Here is a 22,628-nt window from a genome sequence, read left to right as displayed (position 1 = left end):
GGCGACCGCCGCCGTATGACGAGAACGAACCGAACGACATGAAGATCCGTTTCGCTGTCTGCATGGCCCTGCTGCTGCAGGGTCTGGCTTTCGCTGGCGAGCGCGCGTGGGCCGCCGACGCGCTGCCCAAGGTCCGCCTGTTCACGACCGGCGGCACGATCCAGAGCCGCGCCTCGAACCGCGACAAGCTGATGGAGTACAACGATGGTCCCAGGGTCACGCCGTCGGAACTGATCGCCGACCTGCCCGAGCTCGCGGCCGTCGCCGACGTCAGCTACACCGAGATCTCCAACGTCGGCTCCGGCAACATCGATACCGACAAGCTGCTCGCCCTCGCCAGGTCGGTCAACGCCTGGCTGGCGCAGCCCGACGCCGCCGGCGCCGTGGTCACGCACGGCACCGCGACGCTCGAGGAGACGGCGTACTTCCTCAATCTGGTCATCAGGTCCGCCAAGCCGGTGGTGGTGGTCGGCGCGATGCATCCGTTCAGCGCGATCAGCCGCGACGGGCCGATGAATCTCTACAACAGCGTGCGTGTCGCGGCTTCGCGCGAGGCGGCCGGGCAGGGCGTGATGGTGCTGCTCAACGACGAGATCGACGCGGCGCGCGATGTCACCAAGAACAACACGTACCGCGTCGATACCTTCGTCAGCCGCGACCTCGGGCCGATCGGCTTCGCCGATTCCGACCGCATCGTCTTCTACCGCCGCTCGCTGAAGCGCCACACCAGCGCGTCGGAGTTCGACGTGGGCAATCTCAAGGCCCTGCCCAAGGTCGACATCGTCTACGGCTACCAGGAGGCCGACCGCGCGGCGATCGACGCGCTGATCGCCGCCGGTGCGCGTGGCATCGTGCTCGACGACGGCGCCACGGCGTTCCGCGATGCGGTGCGCGACGGCCAGGCCAAGGGCGCGGTGTTCGTGCAGAGCGACCGCAAGGGCAGCGGCCGCGTGCTGCTGAGCCAGGCCGCCGCCGCACGCGGCGTGGTGACCGCCGACAACCTCAACGCGCAGAAATCGCGCGTGCTGCTGCGCCTCGCGCTGACGAAGACCTCCGATCCCAAGGAGATCCAGCGCATGTTCAACGAATACTGAGCCGCGATCCGCCGATGACGAACTTTTCCCACCACGCTCCGATGCGTGCCGCACGATGGATCGGCGCCGCGCTGCTGGCCTTCGCGGCCGGCGTTGCCGTCGCGCAGGAGATTCCGCGGAGCGTGCCGCCGGAAGCGGCCCCGACGGGCGCCGCGAAGCTGCCGCATGTCGTGCTGATGTCGATGGGCGGCACCATCGCGAGCCGCGCGACTGATCGCCTCAACATCACCAACTACGGCGGCCCTGGCGTGCCGCGCGTTGATCCCCAGGATTGGATTCACGACCTGCCGGAGCTTGCTTATATCGCCCGCGTGACGACCGAGGATTTCCGAGCGCCGCCCGGTCGCGCTGCGGGCAGCGAAATTTATGACGATTTGGTTGTGGTGGCACGGCGGCTCAACGAGCTGGCGCGCGAGCCGGATGTGGACGGCATCGTCGTAACGCACGGCACCAACATCATGGCCGAGGTCGCGTTCTACATGAACCTCGTCGTGAAGACGCACAAGCCGATCGTCTTCGTCGGCTCGCAGCGGCCGTGGACCGGACTATCCGGCGATGGCCCGCTGAACCTCTACAACGCGGTGCGCGTGGCGGCCTCGAAGGACGCGTGGAACAAGGGCGTCCTGCATTGCATGAACCAGAACATCAATGCCGCGCGCGACGTGATGAAGACCAGCGCCTATCGCATGCAGACGTTCAAGGGCGTCGACGTCGGCCCTCTCGGCTTCGCCGATCCGGATCGCGTGGTGTTCTATCGCGAGCCGCTGCGCCGCCATACCTTCAACTCCGAATTCGCCGGCCGCGCGTATCCCCAAGTGCCGGACGTCGAGGTCGCGTACGGCTACCAGGAGGCGCCCGGCTATCTGATCGACGCGATGGTGGCGCATGGCGCGCAGGGCGTCGTGATCGACGGCATCGGCGCGGGTTCAGCGACCGCCTCGCAAACCGAGGCGATCAAGCGTGCGCAGGCCAAGGGCGTGGTCGTCGTGATGACGACGCGCACGCGCAGCGGCCGGGTGCAGATGACGCCGCGCCGTGCCGAATCCCACATCGTCGCCGGCGACAACCTGCAACCGGAAAAGGCGCGGCTGCTGCTGCAGCTCGCGCTGACCAAGACGCACGACATCAAAGAGGTCCAGAGAATTTTCGATGAGTATTGAAACGAACAAGATGCCGCGCCGCCGCACGGCGCTGGCGGCTCTGCTGTGCGCCATGCTGGCGCCGGCCGCGCACGCCGGTGTGCCGTTCCTCGATCACGCGCCGCGTTACGACCATTACGTGCACCAGACGCCGGCCAATGCCGTGATCGGCAATTTCCCGGCGCAGAAGGCGCCGATCCTGACGGTCAGGAGCGGCGAGACCGTGCGCATCGACGGCGGCGGCGGCAATCGCTGGGGCGACGAGGATCCGGAGGCCTGGATCAAGGCCCAGGGCCTGACGCTGACCGGCGAGCAGCGCCAGGCGGTGGCCGAGATCGCGCGCGTGCTCAAGGAGACGCCACGCCAGCCGGGCATTCCGAGCGGGCACATGCTGATCGGGCCGATCGCCGTCGCCGGCGCGATGCCGGGCGATACGCTCGAGGTGCAGATCCTCTCGGTCGAGCCGCGCATCCCGTACGGGGTGGTGAGCATGCGGCCCGGCCGCGGCGGCATTCCGGACGACGTGCCGGCGCCCTACGCCAGGGTGGTGCCGCTCGATCTCCGGCGTCACGTTGGCCTGTTCGACCATGGCATCGAGGTGCCGCTCGGGCCGTTCAACGGCGTGATGGGCGTGCTGCCCGCCGCGTCGGAGGGCGACAACCGCCGCAGCGGCCCGCCAGGACTGTTCGGCGGCAATCTCGACTGCAAGGAACTGGTGTCCGGCACCCGCCTGTTCCTGCCGGTGTTCAGGCGCGGCGCGATGTTCTTCACCGGCGATTCGCACGCCGCGCAGGGCGACGGCGAAGTGACGGTGACGGCGATCGAGACGGCGAACACGGCGGTATTCCGCTTCGTCCTTCACAAGGGCATGAAGCTGAGCGCGCCGCGCGCCGAGACGCCGAAGCACTGGATCACTTTCGGGCTCGATCCGGACCTCGACAAGGCGATGCAGATGGCAATCCGCCAGACCAACGCGTTCCTCGAGGAAAAGAAAGGGCTCGAGTTCCAGCGCGCCTTCGCGCTGTCGAGCATCGGCATCGATTTTCGCGTCACGCAGGTCGTCGACGACGTCAAGGGCGTGCACGCGATGATTCCGAAAGCTTTGTTCGTCGGCGACAAGTCGCCGGTCATCCGTTCCGGCAGGCCGTGAGCCACGCCGGCGATCACATCTTCACGTAGAGGGGGGACTGCAATGTTCGATTCCGAAAGCGCGGCGCTCACGGCGGAGACGCCGGAAGCCGCGACGACCGCGCGGCTCTCGCGCCGTCGCTTCATCGCCGCCTCGGCCGCGGCCGCCGGCGGGCTGGCCCTGGCGCGCTTCCCGGCGCCGGCTTTCGCGGCGGCGGTCGATGAACTGCTCGAGAAGTCGGTCGTCGAGATCGCCGCGATGCTGCGTGCGCGCCAGGTCAGCGCCGTCGATCTCGTGCAGCGCTGCTATGCGCGCATCGATGCGGTGAATCCGAAGATCAACGCCGTGGTCGCCACCTGCCGCGAACGCGCCCTGGCCGAGGCGCGGGAAGCCGACGCGCTGCTCGCGGCCGGCAAGCCCAAGGGGCCGCTGCACGGTGTGCCGTTCACGATCAAGGATTCGTTCGATACAGAAGGCGTGGTCAGCACCGGCGGCACGCTCGGCCGCAAGGATTACGTGCCCGGCAAGGACGCGACCGTCGTGGCGCGTGCGCGCGCCGCCGGCGGCATCCTGCTCGGCAAGACCAACACGCCGGAATTCACGCTCGGCGGCGGCGGCAAGGGCACCGTCAATCTCGTATACGGCCTGACGAAGAATCCATACAACATCGACTACCAGCCGAGCGGTTCGTCGGGCGGCGCCGGCGCGATCGTCGCCGCCTGCGGCGCCTATTTCGACATCGGCTCCGACTACGGCGGCTCGATCCGGGGGCCGGCTTTCGCCAACGGCATCGCCGGCATCAAGCCGAGCTACGGGCGCGTGCCGCGCACCGGCCACATCGTCGGCTACGGCGGCCCCTTCGACAATTTCCAAGAGACTGGTCCGCTGGCGCGCCGGGTCGCCGATCTCGTGTTGCTCCTGCCGATCTTGCAGGGTCCTGACGGCTGGGACGCGGCAATGGCTCCCGTGCCGCTCGGCGATCCGGCGGCGGTCGATCTCGCGAAGCTGCGCGTCGCCTGGTACGTCAGCAACGGCCAGGTGCCGGCGAGCGCCGAGATGCAGGCGCTGGTCAAGCAATGCGTCGGCTGCTTCGAAAAGCTCGGCTGCGCAATCCGTCAGGACGCGCCGCCCAAGATGAAGGAACTCGGCGAGGCGCGCAGCACCTTCAGCGCCGCCGACGGCCGCGAGTACATGCGGCGCCTGCTGGCTCAGCACGGCACCAAGCAGGCGTCGCCGGGCCTGCGCCTCGACGGCAAGGTGATCAGCTCGGCCGAGTTCACCGCGGCCTGCGAGCAAATGGACGCGATCAAGAGCGAGCAGCTGGCCTGGTTCGAGCAGTACGACCTCATCGTCTGCCCGGCGAGCCAGCGCGCGCCGATTCCCCTGGACTGGACGCCGCCCGGCGGCGACGCGGCGCGCGGCGGCATGAGCTACACGAGCGAGTACAACACGACCGGCTGGCCGGCCGGCGTGGTGCGCGCCGGCACCTCCAAGGAGGCGCCGGGCCTGCCGATCGGCATCCAGGTGGTGGCGCAGCCCTGGCGCGACGACATCGTGCTCGCGGCGCTGGCGCACATCGAGAAGCAGACGGGCGGCTGGATCGCGCCGTCGATCTGAACGGGAGGAATGCAATGGAAAATCGCGAACCGATGCACGAGCTGCGGCAGCACGAGGCCGACGACGAAGCGCCGCGGATGCCTTCGCGCCGCCAACTGTTCCAGCGCGGCTCCGCATTCGCGGCGGCGGGCGCGGCGGCGCTGGCCGCCTGCGGCCCGAAGCCGGCGACGCCGCCGACGCTGGGCGGCGGCGCTGCGCCGACGGGCGCGGCGGCTGCGGTGCCGGCGTCCGGCGACAGCAGCAAGGAGGTGATCTACATGTCGGCGACCAAGCTCGCCGGCTTGATCCGCGAGGGCAAGGTGACGGCGAGCGAGGCCGTCGAGGCGTACATCGCCCGGCAGATCGAGGTCAACGACCGGCTCAACGCCGTCGTGATGAATTGCTATGCGCGCGCGCGCGCCGAGGCCAAGGCGCTCGACGAGCGCGCCAAGCGCGGCGACTGGGCCGGCCCGCTGCACGGCGTGCCGATGACGATCAAGGACTCGCTCGACGCCGAGGGCGTGATCTCGACCGGCGCCACCTACGGCCGCCAGCAGTACGTGCCCGAGCGGGATGCGACCGTCGTCGCGCGCGTGCGCAAGGCCGGCGCCATCCTGCTTGGCAAGACCAATACGCCGGAGTTCACGCTAGGCGGCCTGTCCGGCATCAGCACGGCCAGCAATCTGCTCTACGGCTCCTCGCACAACCCCTACGATCTGACGCGCAGCACTTCCGGCTCGTCGGGCGGCGCCGGCGCCATCGTGGCAGCGGGCGGCGCGGCCTTCGACATCGGTTCGGATTGGGGCGGCTCGATCCGCGGCCCCTCGCACAACAACGGCATCGCCGGCATCAAGCCGACCTCGGTACGCGTGCCCCGCACGGGACACATCGTCGACTACGGCGGCATGTTCGACCTCTGGCAGCAGCTCGGGCCGATGACGCGCCGCGTCGAGGATCTCGCGCTGATCACGCCGATCATCGCCGGCCCCGATTTTCGCGACGTCTCGTGCGCTCCGGCACCGTGGCTCGATCCGGCCAAGGTCGACCTCAAGGTCCTGAGGGTGGCGTACTGCGTCGACAATGGTGCGATCGGCCGCAACGCGACCGACGAGGACACCAAGAAGACCGTGCGCCAGGCGGCGCTGTGGCTGCAGGCCTCGGCAGCCGGCGTGCAGGAGGCGGCACCGACGCAGACGATGCTCAAGCTTGCAGACGCGCGCCGCCGCATGACGATGGGCGACGGCTGGGCGTTCTATCAGCGTCTCGCCGACAAATGGGGCACGCACAACATCTCGCCGTCGCGCAAGGAAGCGATGGCGAAGGCCAAGCCGCTGAGTTCCGCGGATCTGATCAAGGCCTGGCAGGAGCACGATGCGGCGAAGTCGGAGATGCTCGAGTGGATGAAGGGCTACGACGTCTTCCTGTGCCCGGTCGCCGGCAAGGCGGCGCAGCCGATCGATCAGGAAGTCGATCCGGCCGCGGCGGCCGCGGCTGCGGGCGGCGGCCCCGGCAACGGCTGGCCGTACACCGGCATCTTCAACAGCACCGGCTGGCCGGTCGTCGTCGTGCGCTGCGGCTCGTCGGCGGACGGCAAGCTGCCGATCGGCGTGCAGGTCATCGCCGCGCCGTGGCGCGAGGACATCTGCCTCGCCGTCGCGGCGCATCTCGAAAGCAAGAGCGGCGGCTGGAGGAAACCGCCGATCTGAAGCGTTTCCTCAGTGGTGTGAGTGGTGACTGGGCGCCCGTGCATGCGGCGCCCCTTTTTCGGAGTCGCCTGTGGCCGGCATGACGCGCCGGACCACGCGATGCGAGCGCACTGATGAGCGCCGGCACGAAGCGCCGCCGTGCAGCCGCGAGCTTGCGCGGCTGCACGGCGGGAGAACACGCCTTCAATCCTTCAGGTCGGGCGGCAGCGGCGGCACGCTGGCCGGCGGGCGTCGGTAATGAGTGGCCTGTTCGTAGGCATAGGCGTAGCCGATGATCCTGGACTCGTCCCAGGCGCGGCCGAGAATCTGCAGGCCGACCGGCAGGCCCTCGCCGAGATAGCCGTTCGGCACCGATAGCGCCGGCCACTGCAGCGTGCTGCCGACGAAAGTCAGACTGCTCGACAGGCCGGTGACGCCGCCCTTGGGATCGGGCTCGCCGCTGGTGATCTGCGTATTGCGATCGCCGTTGAGGACTGGCAGCTGCGCCCAGGTCGGGAAGATCACCGCATCAATGCGAGCGGCATCCATGGCCTCGGTGAACGCTGCGCGATAGGCCTGCTCGGTCTGCAGCCCCTTGATCGTCGCTTCGTCCGTTTCGACGGGGCCGGCGGCGGCGATGTCGTCCCAGCGAGGCTGGTGCAAGGGATGCACGAGGTGCGAATCGGCGATGGCCTTGGGGCTCGCATATGGGATGCCGGGATGCGCAGAAAGATATTTGATCATGTCGTCCTTCATGCGCGCCGGCGTCTGCGGCGCGCGGGGCAGACCCTCGATCGCGGATACGCGGAAGGGATCGACGATCTCGGCGCCGGCCTTCCTCAGTTCGGCCAGTGTCTCGTTGAAATTGGCGATGATGCGCGGGTCGGTGACTTTCGGATCGAACACTTGGCGCAGCACGCCGAGCCGCGCGCCTTTGAGCGCGTCCTTCTTCAGGGCCGTCATGTAGGTCCTGGCGATGTGCCCCTTGGCGCGCGCCGTGACGGGATCGCGCGCGTCGACGCCGACGATGGCGTCGAGCAGCACGGCCAGGTCGGCGACGCTGCGCGCCATCGGACCCGCGGTATCTCGCACGCTGTTGTTCGGCTGGATGCCGTCGCGCGAGACCAGCCCCACGGTCGGGCGCAGGCCGACCAGCGCGTTGTGCGCCGACGGCATGCGCACCGAGCCGCCGGTGTCGGTGCCAATGCCGACCGTGGCGAAGCTCGCGGCAATGCCCGCGCCGGTGCCGCCCGAGGAGCCGCCGGTCGCGTAAGCCGTGTTATACGGGTTGCGCGCGAAGCCGGGCAGCACGGAGTTGATGTTGTCGCCGCCGCCGTTGGTGAACTCGGACAGCGACGCCTTGCCGAGCACGATGCCGCCGGCGGCCTTGATCTTTTCGACCAGCGTCGCGTCGCGGGCCGGGAACCAGTGCTTCCAGCCCTGGAAGCCGGCGGTCAGCGGCATGCCGGCGGCGTCGATGCAATCCTTCACGAGTACCGGGATGCCGTGCAGCGGACCGCTGAACCTGCCGCTGGCGCGATAGGCGGCGTCAAGGCGGTCCGCATCTTCGAGTGCCCGCGGGTTGAGGCTGATGATCGAGTTCAGATACGGGCCGCGCTTGTCGTAGGCAGAGACGCGCGCGAGATAGGCGGCGACGACTTCATGGGTGCTCAGTTCGCCGCTGCGGTAGGCGGCCTGAATATCGGCGATGCTCGCTTCTTCTATCGCCAGGGCGTGCGCCTCAGCGTTGAACAGCAGGGCGGCGGCAAGCGCCAGTGGACGCAGGACAGGGGAAAGCTTCATCGGCGGGGCTCCGTTCGAACTCAGGCTCATCGATGAAGACGTCCGCCGCACGCCGCGCCCGACCCGGCGATGCGACGGCAGGTGGGGGATCGCGCCGGCGCGCCGTCTGATAGCGAAAGGGAGCAGCGGCGCCTGCGGCGTGCGGTGAACCTCCCTGACCACGCTTCGTCAGACGGCCCTATGGATTCTTTGCTGAGACTTCCGCGTTCACGTCGGCGCTTCCTCGCCGAGTTGGCCGCAGCCGGCGCCGCCTCCGCGAGCTTCGCCGCAAGCCTGCGAGCCGAGGCGCAGCTGGCGGGGCCGCGCATTCCGGACGACCTGAACTTCACTTCCGCGAAGCGCATTGCGGCGCTCATCGCATCCAGGCGCCTGTCGGCCGTCGAAGCGGTACAGGCTTACCTCAAGCGCATCGATGCGGTGAACGGCCAGCTCAATGCCGTGGTGTACCCGATCGCCGAGCGCGCCTTGCAGGAAGCGCGACAGGCCGACGCCCTGCTGGCGCGCGGCCAGCGCATCGGTCCGCTGCACGGCGTGCCGTGCACGATCAAGGATTCGCTCGCCACTGCCGGCGTTCGAACCACCGGCGGCACGCTTGGCCGCCGCAACTACGTCCCCGACAGGGACGCCACCGCGGTGGCACGCGTGCGCGCCGCGGGTGCCATCGTCATGGGCAAGACCAACACGCCGGAGCTGACGCTGTCCGGCATGACGACCAACCTGATCTACGGCAAGACGCACAACCCCTACAAGCACGGCTATCAACCGGGTGGTTCGACGGGCGGCGGCGCGTCGATCATCGCGGCCGGAGGATCCAGCTTCGACATCGGCACCGACTTCGGCGGATCGATCCGCGGGCCTGCGCATTTCTGCGGCATCGCCGGCCTCAAGCCGTCGACGGGCCGGGTGCCACGCACCGGTCACATCATCGACTACGGCGGCTACTTCGATCCCTTCCAGGTCGTCGGGCCGTTGGCGCGCTGGACGGAAGACCTGGAGCTCATCGCTTCGGTCATCGCCGGGCCCGACTACGTCGACGCGGCGATCGTGCCGGCGCCGTGGCTGTCGCCGTCGACCGTCGATCTGAAGGCCATGCGCATCGCGTACTTCGTCAACAACGGCAGCACGAAGGCGCCGACGGCTGAGACCGACGCCGCCGTGCGCCGGGTCGTCGCGCAGTTCCGCTCGCTCGGCGCCGGCGTCGTCGAGGATTGCCCCGCAGCGCTGATCCGCGAGTCCAGCGACATTCGCCAGGCACTGAGTACCGCCGACGGTCGTGCTTGGGTGAAGCGCCTGCTCAAGAAATACGGGACGAGCAAGACCTCGCCAGTCATCAATCTAAGGCCGGCGCCTACGGTGAAGACACCGGAGTTCACGCGCCTGGCCGAGGCGATGGACGCCAACCGCTCCAAGTTCCTGCAATGGTTTTCGGCCTACGACCTCGTGATCTGTCCGGCCGACCGGGCACCGGCGCAGCCGTGGCCGGCCGAGCCGAAGGCCATGGTGCCGGAACCGGGCAATTACGGTTACACGCCGGTCTTCAACAACACCGGATGGCCCGGTGCGGTCGTGCGTGCGGGCTGGTCGCCGGACGGCTTGCCGATTGGTGTGCAGTTCATCGCCAAGCCGATGCGCGAAGACGTCGCGCTGGCCGCGGCGGCGTTCATCGAGGCGACCGTCGGCGGCTACCAGAGACCGAAACTGTGAAAGCGTCCGCGAAAAACGCCATGTATGACGCAGCCGTGGATACCCCGGCAGCGGCTGTTCCTGCCGACGACCAGGCAGGTGATCGTTCGGTTCCGGTGTCGCTCGCGCGGCGCGCGCTTCTGGGCGCAGCGCCACTGGCGCTCGCCGCCTGCGCCAATGGACCCCGGGGAAAACCCGCGCGCGCCGAGTTAGCGCCGCCGGTGTCGACGGACAAGCACGACGAGCTGGTGTTCATGTCGGCGACCAAGCTCGCAGGCCTGATTCGCGGCGGTGAGCTGTCGGCGACCGAAGCGGTCGCGGCGTACTACGCACGCATCGACGCGGTGAATCCGCAGCTCAACGCCGTGGTGCAGTTCTGCCGGGAGCGTGCGCTAGCGGAAGCCGGAACACTCGATGCAAGGAGCCGCCGCGGCGATTGGGCGGGGCCGCTGCACGGCGTGCCGATGACGATCAAGGACTCGTTCGATACCGAGGGCGTGATCTCGACCGGCGGCACGCAGGGACGCGCGTTCTTCATACCGCCGAAGGATGCCACCGTGGTCGCGCGGCTGCGCGCGCGGGGAGCGATCCTGCTCGGCAAGACCAACACCCCGGAGTTCACGCTCGGCGGCGTGAGCGGCCTCGGCACCACGGTCAACATCGTCTACGGCATGTCGCGTAATCCGTACGACCATACGCGCTCGACATCCGGTTCGACGGGCGGGGGCGGCGCGATCGTCGCGGCCGGCGGCTCGGCCTTCGATTTCGGCTCCGACTTCGGCGGTTCGATCCGCGGTCCGGCGCATGCCAACGGCATTGCCGGCATGAAGCCGACCACCGGCCGCGTGCCGCGTACCGGCCACATCGTCGATTACGGCGGCGTGTTCGATTCCTATCAGCAGGTCGGGCCGCTCGCCCGCCGGGTGGAGGACCTGATGACGATCCTGCCGCTGGTCACCGGACCCGATTTCATCGATGCCGCAATCCAGCCGATGCCATGGTCCGATCCGCGCAGGGTGGACCTCTCGCGACTGCGCGTTGCCTACTATTTCGATCTCGCCGAAGACGCAGCGAAGCCGACGCCGGAAATGCAGGCCACTGTGCAGAAGTGCGTCGACTACTTCGCGCGGCTCGGCTGCGCGGTGCGGCCGTCGCGTCCGCCGGATGCGATGAAGATCGCCGATCTATCGACGCGGCTGCGCGAAGGCGACGGCAACGCCTGGCAGAAGCGCCTGGTCGAGAAATACCACACGACGGTACCCGGCCCGAACCGTCGTTTCGACTATCCGTTGATCGAGACCGCAACCTTCACGGAGTTGCTCGAGGAGCGCGATGCCTGGCGCTCGCGCATGATGGCCTGGGTCAAGGACTTCGATCTGATCGTCTGCCCGCCGGCGCTCGGACCGGCGCCGAAGATCGGTGACCGCTCGGCGGAAGGCGTGCGCGGTGGCGGCTTCACGACGACCTACAACATCGCCGGCTATCCGAGCGGCGTAGTGCGCGCCGGCACTTCGCCGGAGCACATGCCGCTCGGCGTGATGCTGACCGCACAGCCTTGGCGCGAAGACATCGTGCTCGCCGCCATGCTCGCCATCGAATCCGAATTCGGCGGCTGGCAGCCGCCACCGCACTGAGAACTCACGCAAACGCTTCCCGGGTACCCCGCCGCCGCCCCTCCCATCCCAAGTGGATTCATGCGTTCCCAACCCCCAAGTGGACACATGACGGCGGCGGGTTTTTTTGAATGTCGAGTTTGAATGCCGGGCCAAGCCCGGTTCCCTGCTCAAAATGCCTGCAATCCCGAAGCGGTCGTGGTCCCTGGTGTTCGGTCTTCTCGCAGCCACCTGCTTGTTGCTGGCCTCCGTGCAGTGGCGGCCGGGCTCAGGAGGTGTGGCTCGACAGGCCGGCGCCACGCACGCGAAGCCGGCTCCGCCGGTTCTGCGTGTGTCCGCCTACGTCATCGAGCCGCGCCCGTTCGCCGACAAGGTCGTCGCTTCCGGAAGCCTGCGGGCTGAAGAAAGCGTCGATCTTCGTCCCGAAATGAACGGGCGCGTTGTCGAAATCCGCTTCCGCGAAGGCGAGCGTGTTCGCCGCGGCGATCTGCTGGTGCGCCTCAACGACGCGGAACTGAAAGCGTCGCTCGTGCGCGCCCGCCATGAACTGGAACTCGCCGAAGCCGAAGTCAAGCGCAGCGAACCACTACTGCCCATGGGTGCGATATCCGCGTCGGTCTACGATTCAACGATCAGCACCCTGAAGATTCGCCAGTCGGACGTCGATGTCGTCCAGGCGCAACTCGACAAGACTACAATCAGGGCGCCGTTCGATGGGCTGATCGGCTTGCGCGCCATCAGCGTCGGCGCGTACGTGACGACCGACACGACGCTCGTCTCCATGCAGCGCCTGGACAACGTCAAGCTCGACTTCGCGGTTCCCGAGCGCTACACGCCTTATCTGCGCAATGACATTACGGTCAGTTTCCGCGTGGCGGGCAGCAGCGAACAATACATAGGCAAGGTCTACGCGTATGAGCCGCGCATCGACACCGGCACGCGGACTGCACTGCTGCGCGCGATCTGCCCGAATCCTGACGGTCGCCTGCTGCCCGGCGCGTACGCTACAGTCGAAATGCCGCTACAGACGCGCGACGACGTCATATTCGTGCCTGCCGACGCGGTGATCCCTGGGCTCGACGAGCACGCGGTTTACATCATCGAGCGCGGCAAGGCGCGTTACCGGAAGGTGCAAACCGGCTTGCGAACGGCGGGCGAGGTCCAGATCCTCGCCGGCCTCGAGCGCGGCGATAAGGTGATTACCTCCGGTCTGCAGCAGGTACATGACGGCACGACGGTCGACATCGATGCCGGTCCCGCCGAGCCGGCCGCTGAACATTCGGCCGAAGAACGTTCATGAGCGGACTCGCGGAGCTGAGCGTCGCACGTCCGGTGCTGACGATTGTCGTATCCCTGCTGATCCTCCTGTTCGGCGCGCTCGGCATCACGCGGCTGCCCGTCCGCGAATATCCGGCCGTCGATCCGCCGACCATCTCGGTCACGACGAGCTACTCCGGCGCCGCGGCGGAAACCATGCAGGCACAGATCACCGAGCCGATCGAGGAGGCGATCAATTCAGTCGCCGGCATCACTGCGCTGACGTCCACGAGCCGGGAAGGTGCAAGCCAGATCACGGCCGAGTTCTCGCTCGACACCGATCTCGATACGGCGGCCAGCGATGTCCGCGATCAGCTTTCCCGTGCCACGCGCAATCTGCCGGCCGATGCCGATCCCCCGGTACTCAACAAGGCCAATGCGGATTCTTCGCCGATCTTCGGTATCGCCTTGCAGAGCGCTCGTCGCAGCCAGCTCGAGCTGAGCGCGTATGCCGATTCGCTGCGCGAGCGGCTGCAGACGGTGCCGGGCATCGCAGGCGTTGACCAGCCGGCGGAGAAGCGCTACGCCATGCGCTTGTGGCTGGATCCCCTGCGCCTGTTGGCCTACGGGATATCGCCGCTCGACGTTTCGGATGCGGTGACGCGCGAGAACCTCGAATTGCCGTCGGGGCGCATCGAGGGCGGGAAGGTGGAGCTTCCCGTGAAGACCGAGTCGCGGCTCAACACGGCTGAAGATTTCAACGAAATGATCGTCAAGCGCGACGGCGACCGCGTCGTGCGCTTTTCCGACATCGGTTACGCCGCACTGGGGCCGCAATATGAACGCGGCGCCCTGAAGATCGGCGACACGCCGATCGCTGGCCTCTATTTCAGGCAACAGCCCGGTGCCAACCAGATCGACATCGTCGACGAACTGCGCCGGCGCCTCGATCAGGTGCTCAAGGACGTGCCAAAGGACATCAACGTCCAGATCGCCTACGACAATACCGAATACGTGCGGCGCTCGCTGCTGGAAGTCAGCGAGACGATCTTCGTGGCCTTCGTGCTGGTGGTGCTTGTCGTCTTCGCTTTCCTGCGCGAATGGCGCTCGACGCTGATTCCGGTCCTCGCGATCCCGGTGTCCGTCGTCGGCGCGTTCGGCATCATGTCGGCCGCCGGATTCTCGATCAACACGCTGACGCTGCTCGGCATTGTGCTGGCGATTGGCCTGGTGGTCGACGATGCCATCGTCGTGCTCGAGAATATCTATTCGAAGATCGAAAGCGGCGTCGCGCCGATGCGTGCGGCCGTCGAGGGCACGCGAGAGATCTTCACCGCAGTCGTCTCGACGACCATCACCCTGGTCGTAGTCTTCCTGCCTTTGCTGTTCATGGGCGGACTGTCGGGGCGGCTGTTCCGCGAGTTTGGCGTGACCATCGCCGGCGCGGTGCTGATCTCCGCGGTGGTGGCCTTGACGCTGACACCGATGCTTTCCTCGCGTCTGCTGCGTCCGCACGAGAAGCATGGCTGGCTGTTCATGAAGACCGAAAGATTCTTCTCCGGCATGGAAGCGCGCTACGCGTCGAGCCTGCGCCGCTTCCTGCGCCGACGCTGGCTGGCGCTACTCGTTCTCGGCGCTTCCGGCGTGCTCATCACGCTTCTGCTACATGTGCTGCCGCGCGAGCTGTCGCCGCTCGAAGACCGCGGCCGCGTCTGGCTGCGCGCCACCGCGCCGGAAGGCACCGGCTACGAGAGCATGCAGAACTTCATGGACAACCTGGCCAGGGCCGCCGCCGACCGCGTGCCGGAAGCCAAGTTGATGATGACGCAAGTGCCAGGCGCAGGAAACGTCGCCGGCGCGCAGGGCGCGGTCAACTCCGGCTTCGTGCGCATCTTCCTCAAGGATCGCGATGAACGGCAGCGCTCTCAGCAGCAGATCGCTGCCGACCTGCAGAAAATGGTCCGTGCCTACGGCGGCGCGCGCGTCAACGTCACGCAAGAGGCCAGCATCGGCGAGCGCCGGTCGACGTCCAGCGGCGTGCAGTTCGTGCTGCAGGCGCTGAATTTCGAGGCGCTGCGCGATCGCGTGCCGGCCTTCATGGAGGCGGCGAGGCGGAGCCCGGTGTTCAGCTTTGTCGACAGCGATCTCAAGTTCAACAAGCCGCAGATCCGCGTGACGATCGACCGCACTAAGGCGCTGACGCTCGGCCTGAGCACCGAAAGCATTACGCGCACGCTTCAGGCCAGCCTCAGCGGCAGCCGCGTCGGCTACTTCATCAGGAACGGCAAGCAGTACGACGTCATCGGCCAGCTCACCCGTGACTTTCGTTCGCGCCCGTCCGATCTGCTCAATATCCCGGTCGTCGGCGCGAGCAATGGCCCGCCGGTGACGCTCGACAACGTGGTGCAGTTCAGCGAGAACAGCGCGCCGCCGGAGCTCTACCGCTACAACCGCTACAACTCGGCGACCGTGTCAGGCACTCTGGCGGACGGCTACACGATCGCCGACGGCATCAAGGCGTTCCAGCGGATCGCGGACTCCACCCTGGACGAGCGCTTCACGACTGCCCTGACCGGCGCGGCGCGCGACTTCGTGGAGAGTTCCTCATCGCTGGCCTATGTCTTCGTGCTCGCTCTGGTGCTCATCTACCTGGTGCTGGCTGCGCAGTTCGAGAGCTTCAGCGGGCCTCTGGTGATTCTCCTGACGGTGCCACTCGCGCTGGTCGGTGCGCTGGCATCGCTCTGGGTATTCGGGCAGACCCTCAACATCTTTTCGCAGATCGGGCTGATCATGCTGATCGGCCTGGTGACGAAGAACGGCATTCTGATCGTCGAGTTCGCCAACCAGCGCCGCCGTGAAGGCGTGCGCTCGGCGAGCGAGGCCGCGACCGAGGCCGCAGCCGCACGTCTGCGGCCGATCCTGATGACCAGCCTGGCGACCGTGCTGGGCATCCTGCCGATCGCGCTGGCCTTGGGTGCCGGGTCCGAGAGCCGGATGTCCATGGGCATTGCCGTGATTGGCGGTCTTCTCTGCGGCTGCGCGCTGACGCTTTACATCATTCCGTCGGTCTATGCGCTGCTGACTGCGCGACAGCAGCGGCGAGCGACCGAATTTCATGCGGCCGATCAGGTCGATGGCGCCTGAGTACGGCGCGGGTCCTTTTCCGTCATGAGCAGACTTCTCCTCGCCGGTACGCTCGCGATGACACTGCTAGGTGCCTGCTCCAGCATGGCGCCGGTTTATCGGCGTCCGGATCAGCCAATTGCAGAGCACTGGCGCGACGGCGATGCCGATGCCACGGGCGGCGATCGTGCGATAGCCAATCTCGCGTGGCAGGAGCTGCTTCGCGACGAGCGTTTGCGGCAGGTCGTTGCACTGGCGATCGGCAATAACCGTGATCTGCGCATGGCGCTGCTCAATATCGAGAAGGCGCGCGCCCGCTACCGTATCCAGGGCGCCGAACTCTTTCCATCGGTGGAGGCGGAAATCGCTGCCAGCGCCGCGCGCGGCCCGGCGTCACTGAACAGCGACGGGCGCGCCACGGTTCGCCGCGAATACACGACTTCCGTCGGCTTCGCCAGCTACGAACTCGATCTTTTCGGCCGTGTCCGCAGCCTCAAGAACGAAGCAAAGGAAGCATTCCTTGCGATGACCTACGCGCAACGCAGTACGCGTCTGAGCCTCATCGCGGAAGTCACCGGCACCTGGTTGACGTTGGCGGCCGACTTTCGCCATCTCGCGCTGGCGCAGAAGACGCTGGAAAGCCAGCGCGAGACCCTGAAGCTGACCGAATACCAGCGGCGACAGGGCACGGTGTCCGGGCTCGATTTGGCACACGTGCAGACCAGCGTTGCCAGCGCACGTGCCGATGTCGCCGCCTACACGGCGCAGCTCAAACAGGACGTGAATGCGCTGGAACTCATGGTGGGAGCGCCGGTGCCGGATTCGCTGTTGCCGGACTCCATGCAGGATGCGCCGGTTGTTCTCGCGGCATTGCCGCTCGATCTGGATTCGTTGGTGCTTCTGGCGCGGCCGGACGTGATGGCCGCCGAGCATACATTGAAGGCGGCCAATGCCAATATCGGCGCTGCGCGCGCCGCGTTCTTCCCGAACATCTCGCTGACGGCGGCTGCCGGCCGGGGCAGCGATGCTTTGTCCAGCCTCTTCGGCGGCGACAACCGCAGCTGGTCTTTCGCCCCGACGCTCAGCGTTCCGATCTTCAACGCCGGACGCCTGCGCGCCGAGTTCAAGGTGTCGAAGGTCGAGCGCGACATTGCCGTGGCAGGTTATGAGAAGACCATCCAGATCGCTTTCAGAGAGGTCGCCGACGCGCTCGCGGTGCGGACCACGCTGCAGGAACGTCTTTCCGCCCAGCAGGCACTGGTGGCAGCGGCGGCGCGTTCCTACGAACTAGCCGACGCGCGCTATCGGAGTGGTATCGACAGCTACCTCGACGCGCTGGTTTCACTGCGTTCCCTTTATGGGGCGCAGCAGGACTTGATCGCACTCGAGCTGGCCGAGCAGAACAATCGCGTCACGTTGTACAAGGTATTGGGTGGGGATGCCGCGCTGTCACGCCAGCGATGAGAACGTATCCGGCGCGGACTAGGGCATCCGCGCCGCACCGGCAAGGCCGGCGCGCGGACAGGGTAGTGCCATGCGCGCCGCATCGCGGCGTGCGCGCGGCCGGCCGAGGGCGGAATTCGACGAGAGGCCGCGCGCTGGCTGAAACATTGTGCCGCCGGTCACGTTTGTGGCATGCCACTCGGGACTATGGTGCCCGGGAACGTGATCGGGGGATCGCATGGGCACTGTACTCGCTGCAGGACGGCACGGTTTTTTCGCGGTGGCCGTCGCGCTCGGCCTGAGCGCGTGCCAGCTGGCGCCGTATGACGCCGAGACCTACAACGCCAGCCTGCAGAATCTCAAAAGCATCCTCACCTTCTTCGATACCGCGACGGACGCCACCGGCGACGAGCGCTCCTACGCCAGGCTGAAGGCCGGCTACGCGACGATCGAGAACGATCTCGTGCTGCTGACGGCGCGCGAGCGCACGCGCGCCTACAACAATGACTCCGCCGCCAGCGCCCGCAAGATTCTCGACGGATGGCGCGATCTGCGGCGCGTGCATCGCTGCCGCTACACCACCGCGCAGGCGCGCACGGCGGGCGAGGGCGCCGACTGCAACCGCGACCCGGCCATCGACTACGCGCCCGGCGCCATGTCGAACTGGGTTCTCGAGCGACAGCGTCAGCATTTCATCGCGATGTTCGAGCACCTCATGGCGGGCGAGGTCTACAAGGAAGGCGCGCCGGACGGCTCTCGGCAAGAAGGGGAATGACGATGGCGATCGACTGGCAGGACGTGTGGAAAAGCGCGGTGGATGCGGGGCTCGATGTCGTCAAGGACGGCGGCAAGCAGGCGCAGCGCGTGCTCAGGGACGCGGCCAAGGCCTTCGAGCAGCAGCTGGCCGAGCTGACCGAAGCGCTGGTCACCGGACAGATCGACCAGCAGACCTACGACTTCGAGATGCGTTCGTCGAAACGTGAATTCGGCACGGCGCTCGATCAGGCGAAGATTCTCGGCAAGGCGACCGCGCAGAAGGCGACCAATGCCGTCTTCAAGGTGCTGTTCGATGCGATCGCAACCGGCATTCGGTTCTAAGGAGGATTCGCATGACGACCGGTAATGACTTCGTGAAGGCGGCCCAGAAGCACGTCAGCGAAAAATATGTGCTCGGCGTGCGGGTGCCGAAGGACAACGCGAGCTGGACGGGTCCCTGGGATTGTGCCGAGTTCATTTCGTGGACGGTCTATCAGGTGGCCGGCAAGCTCTACGGCTGCGACGACAACGGCGGCAATCCGGCGATCGCCGATGCCTACACCGGCTATTGGGATCGCGACAGCCGGCGCCTGCTGACGAAGATTTCCATCGACGAAGCGGCGGCGACGCCCGGCGCCTTGCTGCTGCGCTCGCCGTCGGCGGACCTGATCGGCCATATCGTGTTCAGCGACGGCGAGGGCGGAACCATCGAAGCGGCGTCCTCCAGGCTGGGTGTCACGAACCTGAAAATCGCCGGGCGCCGCTGGGACACCGGGCTGCTCGTTCCGGACATCGACTATCGGGTCGGCACGATCGCACCGGTCACGCGGCCGGGGCTGGTGCTGCGCGTCACCAGGCCGACCATGAAGGGAACCCTGGTGAAAGACGTGCAGCGCGCCCTGAAGGCAGCCGGCTTCTCGCCCGGCGACATCGACGGCGAGTACGGGCCGCATACCGCCGAGGCCGTGCGCGCGTTCCAGATCGCCCGGCGTCTGGTCGCCGACGGCGAGGCGGGAAAGAACACCTTCAAGGCACTCGGCCTGTAAGGCTCGCCACCGCGAGCCGCCGGCCGTCCGATCCAGACTCATCAACGAGGTACAGCGCATGAAAGCGATATTCGGTGGCCTGATCGCCACGATCCTGCTGGGCATCTATCTGCACCTGATCCGCGTCGGCTATCTCGTCGCCGACTGCATGGCCACCGCCGGCTGCACGAAGTACCCGGTCGGCTACTTCAACGACGGCATGGCGCAGGCCCTGGCGGTTGTCGGCGGTCTGGTTTCCGCGCTCGTGATCGCCGAACTCGCCGCGACCAAGCCGGGCGAAGCGCCGGCCGCCCGGGCGCTCGCCGCCGGCGCCACCGACCGCTCCAAGACGCTGCTCAAATGGGTGTCGGCAATCTACATCGTCGCCTGGGTCGTGGCCGGCCTCTCGGCGTTCTTCGTCGGCCTCTACCATCCCAAGGAACTGCCGCCGATCACCAATCTCGGGCAGGCATGGCTGGGGCTCGCGGTCGCCTCGGCGTACGCCTACTTCGGCATCGATCCGAAATAGCGCGCGATGGCGGCAAGGGGCTGCGCCGGCGTGAAGCTCGCCGACGGACTCTGCGGCGAACGGGTGGTGCCGATCTGATGACGTGGCTTTCCCATGACTTTACATAATATACATTATGCATCGATCATGGCGCCTCAGCTGCTGCCTGCGAACGCGGCACGGTCCGTCTTGTCGAGGTGCTGCGGGCCGACGAGAGCCTGCTGCGCGCCGCCGATGCGCTTGCCATCGCGCAGACGGAACCGCTGATCGCGCGGTGGCCGCGGCGTACCGCGCACTCGACAGCGACTGAGACCTGGCAAAGACGCTCGCCGCCGACAGCACACGGGCGCCGTGTCGCATTGGCTGCTTCCGCCCCATGCATCCTCGGCTGCCGCCGCGACCTGCGCTTCCGGCGCCGCGGACGATGCCGCGTCCGGCGCGAGGCCATTGTCGGTCGACGCGGGGCCCGACGCCGATGATGATGCGTCTGTTGTCGCAACGCTCCGCGCCGGCGCTTGCGGGGCTTCGAGCGCGGCGGCTTTCGCCGATTTTCCCTTCGCGTGCTGCGACGCCTTGCCCTGCTGCATCAGCACGAAATGCCGACGCCGAAGTTCTTCTCTTCGATACTTGCGGTCGCACTGCCGCAACTTGACAGCACCGTTCAATAACGCAGAATCTCGTTAAATCTAAGCCACATAGCTGGCGTTCCCTACCTGGAGCAGAAGACACTGTGGGCCGGCCGGCAAAACCGTTGATCTCACGCGAGCGTGCCGCACGCGCGGCCTTGGGCGTCATCGACGTGCGCGGACTCGAAGCGCTGAGCCTCGAACTCGTCGCGCACCGCCTTGGCGTAAAAGCGCCCTCGCTCTACTACCACTTCCGCCAGAAGGCGGAACTGCTGGCCGAAGTGGCGCGCCTCATCCTGCTCGACGCCAAGGCGCCGCGTAATCCGTCGACTGACTGGAAGGAAACGATGATCGCGCTGTGTGTCGCGACACGGCACTCGATCCTCCAGCATCCGAACGCCGCGCCGCTGCTGCTGCAATTCTTCCCGCGCCACCTGCTGATCGCTTCGTACGATTACTGGGTCACCATCTGTCCGCTGCCGATGGAGCACCGCATGGTGCTGGTCGAAGGGCTGGAAAAACTGACGTTCGGCTCGGCGCTGTTCGAGGCGGCCTGCCGTGCGCGTGGTGTGGAGCCGATGCCGCCGTTCGATCACAAGGAACTGCCGCAACTCGCGGCGGCGCTGCGTGCGAGCCATCTCGATGGCGAAGCACTCTTCGTCGCGGCGATCCGGCGTTATCTCGACGGCTTCCTCGCGCCGGAGCCCGTCGCCGCGAAGCCGGCGGCGACCAGGAAGGCTCCGGCGAAGCGCAAGCCCGCCGCGAAGAAACGCGCCGCGCACGCCTGAGCCCTCAGCGCACCGCCCACTTCAGCGGCAGCGAATCGAGCGACATCACCATGCCGGCGCGATAGCTGGGCTGATAACCGTCGGCCAGCGAGAACTCGCCGATCTGCTTGATCCACTCGGCGTACAGGATGCGCAGCTCGAGGCGCGCGAGAAAGTGCCCGAGGCACAAATGCGGACCGGTCGAGAACGTCAGGTACGAACGCATCTTGCGGTCGATGTCGAACTTTTCGGGATTTTCATTCTTCATGTCATCCCAGCCCGCCATCGGCAGCAGGCACAGCACCATGTCGTTCTTGCGGAACTTGACGCCGAGGCGCTCGCAGTCCTTGGTCACGATGCGCGGCGTGTTGACGACGCCGTAGAGGCGGATCGCCTCCTCGACGAACGGTACGAGTGCATCGGGATCGTCGCGCAGGCGCGACTGCAGCGGCTTGTCGCCTGCGAGATAGCGGATCGCGAAGCTCAGCGCATTGGTGACAGTATCCAGTCCGCCGAGGAACAACAGGAAGCAGAGCGCGACCAGCTTGTCCATCTGGATCGGGCCGCCATTGATCTGCGCGTCGACCAGCTGCGAAAGCAGATCGCTCTTCTCGGCACCGGCGGCGACGGCCGCCTTCTTCGCTCCGATCAGGGCGACCAGCTCGCCGATGATGGATTGCGAGACGAGGCCGATCTCCTGCGGATCGCGTGCGTTGAAAAAACGCTCAGCCAGTTCGCGGAAATCGTCGAAGCGGTTGGTCGGGAAGCCCATGATGCGCATGAACACGGTGACTGGGAACGGCGCCGCGACATCGCGCACGAAATCGCAGCTGCCCTTCTTCGCCACCGACGAGACCACCTCGCGGGCGAATTCGCGCAGCTCTTCCTCGCGTGCCGCGACCGAACGCGGGCCGAAGAACGGTGCGACGGCCTGGCGATACCAGGTGTGCTCCGGCGGATCGAGATTCAGCGGAATCAGCAGTGGCGCATTTTCGACGCGCGGAATCTGCGACTCGCGTGCCGAGAAGGTTTCGAAATCGCGCACTACTTCCGACATCAGTTCGTGCCGCGTGATCAGCCAGTGACCGCCATTGGCCGGCGTGTAGAACACCGGCGGCGCTTCGCGATGCAGGCGCGCGTACGAGGCGTGCAGGTCCTTCTTGATCTGCGCGTCGTTGTAAATATCGAAGTCGTAGACCAGATTCGCCGGCACATGCTCCGGGATCGTGGGCGTAAGCGTCGTCTCCATCCATTCCTCTCTGGTTGTAACCAGGCCGCGCGGCGCGCGCCGGCCTTGACTGAATAATATTAGGTAAAGAAGATCATATTACAACTTTGGTAATTTGTCTCTCCATCGGCCGACACTGCCGCGCTCTTGTCT

18 protein-coding genes are annotated in these 22,628 nt (G+C 66.8%); 15 read left to right on the top strand and 3 right to left on the bottom strand.

Annotation, left to right across the window (positions count from 1 at the left end; genetic code table 11):
• Positions 1 to 38 precede the first annotated feature (38 nt).
• The 5 genes from K344_RS0104250 (at position 39) to K344_RS0104230 (ending at position 6,664) form a co-directional block, all read left to right on the top strand.
• Positions 39 to 1,094: an asparaginase gene (locus K344_RS0104250; RefSeq protein ID WP_028079614.1), complete on the top strand. Its 1,056-nt coding sequence runs from the start codon at positions 39 to 41 to the stop codon at positions 1,092 to 1,094.
• A 122-nt stretch (positions 1,095 to 1,216) separates the two neighbouring features.
• Positions 1,217 to 2,254 carry an asparaginase gene (locus K344_RS20180; RefSeq protein ID WP_169729237.1) on the top strand — a complete coding sequence of 346 codons (1,038 nt, stop codon included), beginning with the start codon at positions 1,217 to 1,219 and terminating at the stop codon, positions 2,252 to 2,254.
• The gene (locus K344_RS20175) at positions 2,244 to 3,383 is read left to right on the top strand and encodes an acetamidase/formamidase family protein (protein WP_245586103.1); all 1,140 of its coding nucleotides are present in this window, start codon (positions 2,244 to 2,246) and stop codon (positions 3,381 to 3,383) included. Before K344_RS20180 ends, K344_RS20175 begins: the two co-directional genes overlap by 11 nt.
• A gap of 42 nt (positions 3,384 to 3,425) precedes the next feature.
• The gene (locus K344_RS0104235) at positions 3,426 to 4,979 is read left to right on the top strand and encodes an amidase (protein ID WP_051361873.1); all 1,554 of its coding nucleotides are present in this window, start codon (positions 3,426 to 3,428) and stop codon (positions 4,977 to 4,979) included.
• A gap of 14 nt (positions 4,980 to 4,993) precedes the next feature.
• Positions 4,994 to 6,664, top strand: a complete 1,671-nt coding sequence (locus tag K344_RS0104230) for an amidase (protein ID WP_245586102.1) — start codon at positions 4,994 to 4,996, stop codon at positions 6,662 to 6,664.
• A gap of 183 nt (positions 6,665 to 6,847) precedes the next feature.
• On the opposite strand, the gene K344_RS0104225 is transcribed toward K344_RS0104230, so the two are convergent.
• A complete protein-coding gene (locus K344_RS0104225; protein ID WP_043113700.1) occupies positions 6,848 to 8,446 on the bottom strand; it encodes an amidase family protein in 1,599 nt (532 codons plus the stop codon).
• 69 nt (positions 8,447 to 8,515) lie between these two features.
• Between K344_RS0104225 and K344_RS0104220 the strand changes: the two genes are divergently transcribed.
• The 9 genes from K344_RS0104220 to K344_RS0104180 all read left to right on the top strand — a co-directional run bounded on the left by K344_RS0104220 (position 8,516) and on the right by K344_RS0104180 (position 19,875).
• On the top strand, positions 8,516 to 10,150 hold the full coding sequence (locus tag K344_RS0104220; RefSeq protein WP_157622753.1) for an amidase: 1,635 nt from the start codon (positions 8,516 to 8,518) through the stop codon (positions 10,148 to 10,150).
• A 20-nt stretch (positions 10,151 to 10,170) separates the two neighbouring features.
• Positions 10,171 to 11,763, top strand: a complete 1,593-nt coding sequence (locus K344_RS0104215) for an amidase (RefSeq protein ID WP_084196967.1) — start codon at positions 10,171 to 10,173, stop codon at positions 11,761 to 11,763.
• 310 nt (positions 11,764 to 12,073) lie between these two features.
• The gene (locus K344_RS20170) at positions 12,074 to 13,042 is read left to right on the top strand and encodes an efflux RND transporter periplasmic adaptor subunit (RefSeq protein WP_051361872.1); all 969 of its coding nucleotides are present in this window, start codon (positions 12,074 to 12,076) and stop codon (positions 13,040 to 13,042) included.
• Positions 13,039 to 16,143, top strand: a complete 3,105-nt coding sequence (locus K344_RS20165; protein ID WP_051361871.1) for an efflux RND transporter permease subunit — start codon at positions 13,039 to 13,041, stop codon at positions 16,141 to 16,143. The genes K344_RS20170 and K344_RS20165 overlap by 4 nt, the downstream gene beginning before the upstream one ends.
• Before the next feature lie 24 nt (positions 16,144 to 16,167).
• A complete protein-coding gene (locus K344_RS0104200; RefSeq protein WP_028079608.1) occupies positions 16,168 to 17,586 on the top strand; it encodes an efflux transporter outer membrane subunit in 1,419 nt (472 codons plus the stop codon).
• 217 nt (positions 17,587 to 17,803) lie between these two features.
• The gene (locus tag K344_RS0104195) at positions 17,804 to 18,340 is read left to right on the top strand and encodes a hypothetical protein (RefSeq protein WP_157622751.1); all 537 of its coding nucleotides are present in this window, start codon (positions 17,804 to 17,806) and stop codon (positions 18,338 to 18,340) included.
• A gap of 2 nt (positions 18,341 to 18,342) precedes the next feature.
• A complete protein-coding gene (locus K344_RS0104190; RefSeq protein WP_028079606.1) occupies positions 18,343 to 18,663 on the top strand; it encodes a hypothetical protein in 321 nt (106 codons plus the stop codon).
• A gap of 11 nt (positions 18,664 to 18,674) precedes the next feature.
• Positions 18,675 to 19,367 (top strand): peptidoglycan-binding domain-containing protein, encoded by a 693-nt coding sequence (locus tag K344_RS22825; protein WP_051361870.1) that lies wholly within the window; start codon positions 18,675 to 18,677, stop codon positions 19,365 to 19,367.
• A 58-nt stretch (positions 19,368 to 19,425) separates the two neighbouring features.
• Complete coding sequence (locus tag K344_RS0104180; RefSeq protein WP_028079605.1) at positions 19,426 to 19,875, top strand: hypothetical protein; 450 nt, start codon at positions 19,426 to 19,428, stop codon at positions 19,873 to 19,875.
• 134 nt (positions 19,876 to 20,009) lie between these two features.
• Here the strand turns inward: K344_RS0104180 and K344_RS23820 are convergent, their stop codons facing one another.
• Positions 20,010 to 20,441: a hypothetical protein gene (locus K344_RS23820; RefSeq protein ID WP_169729236.1), complete on the bottom strand. Its 432-nt coding sequence runs from the start codon at positions 20,439 to 20,441 to the stop codon at positions 20,010 to 20,012.
• Between the two features lie 197 nt (positions 20,442 to 20,638).
• Between K344_RS23820 and K344_RS20155 the strand changes: the two genes are divergently transcribed.
• The gene (locus tag K344_RS20155) at positions 20,639 to 21,268 is read left to right on the top strand and encodes a TetR/AcrR family transcriptional regulator (protein ID WP_051361869.1); all 630 of its coding nucleotides are present in this window, start codon (positions 20,639 to 20,641) and stop codon (positions 21,266 to 21,268) included.
• Positions 21,269 to 21,272: 4 nt separating this feature from the next.
• Here K344_RS20155 and K344_RS0104165 read toward each other — a convergent pair whose 3' ends face one another.
• Positions 21,273 to 22,496: a cytochrome P450 gene (locus K344_RS0104165; RefSeq protein WP_028079604.1), complete on the bottom strand. Its 1,224-nt coding sequence runs from the start codon at positions 22,494 to 22,496 to the stop codon at positions 21,273 to 21,275.
• Positions 22,497 to 22,628: the final 132 nt, after the last annotated feature.

The sequence above is a fragment of the Solimonas soli DSM 21787 genome (genome assembly GCF_000474945.1).
Taxonomy (GTDB): Bacteria; Pseudomonadota; Gammaproteobacteria; order Nevskiales; family Nevskiaceae; genus Solimonas; species Solimonas soli.
This window is presented reverse-complemented; position numbering and strand designations above follow the sequence as displayed.

Bases quoted from the DNA above. Each gene is read 5' to 3' on its own strand.
- K344_RS0104180 (WP_028079605.1), top strand. From the start codon at position 19,426: ATGAAAGCGATATTCGGTGGCCTGATCGCCACGATCCTGCTGGGCATC.
- K344_RS23820 (WP_169729236.1), bottom strand. From the start codon at position 20,441: ATGCAGCAGGGCAAGGCGTCGCAGCACGCGAAGGGAAAATCGGCGAAA.
- K344_RS20175 (WP_245586103.1), top strand. From the start codon at position 2,244: ATGAGTATTGAAACGAACAAGATGCCGCGCCGCCGCACGGCGCTGGCG.
- K344_RS0104195 (WP_157622751.1), top strand. From the start codon at position 17,804: ATGGGCACTGTACTCGCTGCAGGACGGCACGGTTTTTTCGCGGTGGCC.
- K344_RS0104220 (WP_157622753.1), top strand. From the start codon at position 8,516: ATGCGACGGCAGGTGGGGGATCGCGCCGGCGCGCCGTCTGATAGCGAA.
- K344_RS0104165 (WP_028079604.1), bottom strand. From the start codon at position 22,496: ATGGAGACGACGCTTACGCCCACGATCCCGGAGCATGTGCCGGCGAAT.
- K344_RS22825 (WP_051361870.1), top strand. From the start codon at position 18,675: ATGACGACCGGTAATGACTTCGTGAAGGCGGCCCAGAAGCACGTCAGC.
- K344_RS0104250 (WP_028079614.1), top strand. From the start codon at position 39: ATGAAGATCCGTTTCGCTGTCTGCATGGCCCTGCTGCTGCAGGGTCTG.
- K344_RS0104200 (WP_028079608.1), top strand. From the start codon at position 16,168: ATGAGCAGACTTCTCCTCGCCGGTACGCTCGCGATGACACTGCTAGGT.
- K344_RS0104215 (WP_084196967.1), top strand. From the start codon at position 10,171: ATGTATGACGCAGCCGTGGATACCCCGGCAGCGGCTGTTCCTGCCGAC.
- K344_RS0104190 (WP_028079606.1), top strand. From the start codon at position 18,343: ATGGCGATCGACTGGCAGGACGTGTGGAAAAGCGCGGTGGATGCGGGG.
- K344_RS20165 (WP_051361871.1), top strand. From the start codon at position 13,039: ATGAGCGGACTCGCGGAGCTGAGCGTCGCACGTCCGGTGCTGACGATT.
- K344_RS0104235 (WP_051361873.1), top strand. From the start codon at position 3,426: ATGTTCGATTCCGAAAGCGCGGCGCTCACGGCGGAGACGCCGGAAGCC.
- K344_RS0104225 (WP_043113700.1), bottom strand. From the start codon at position 8,446: ATGAAGCTTTCCCCTGTCCTGCGTCCACTGGCGCTTGCCGCCGCCCTG.
- K344_RS0104230 (WP_245586102.1), top strand. From the start codon at position 4,994: ATGGAAAATCGCGAACCGATGCACGAGCTGCGGCAGCACGAGGCCGAC.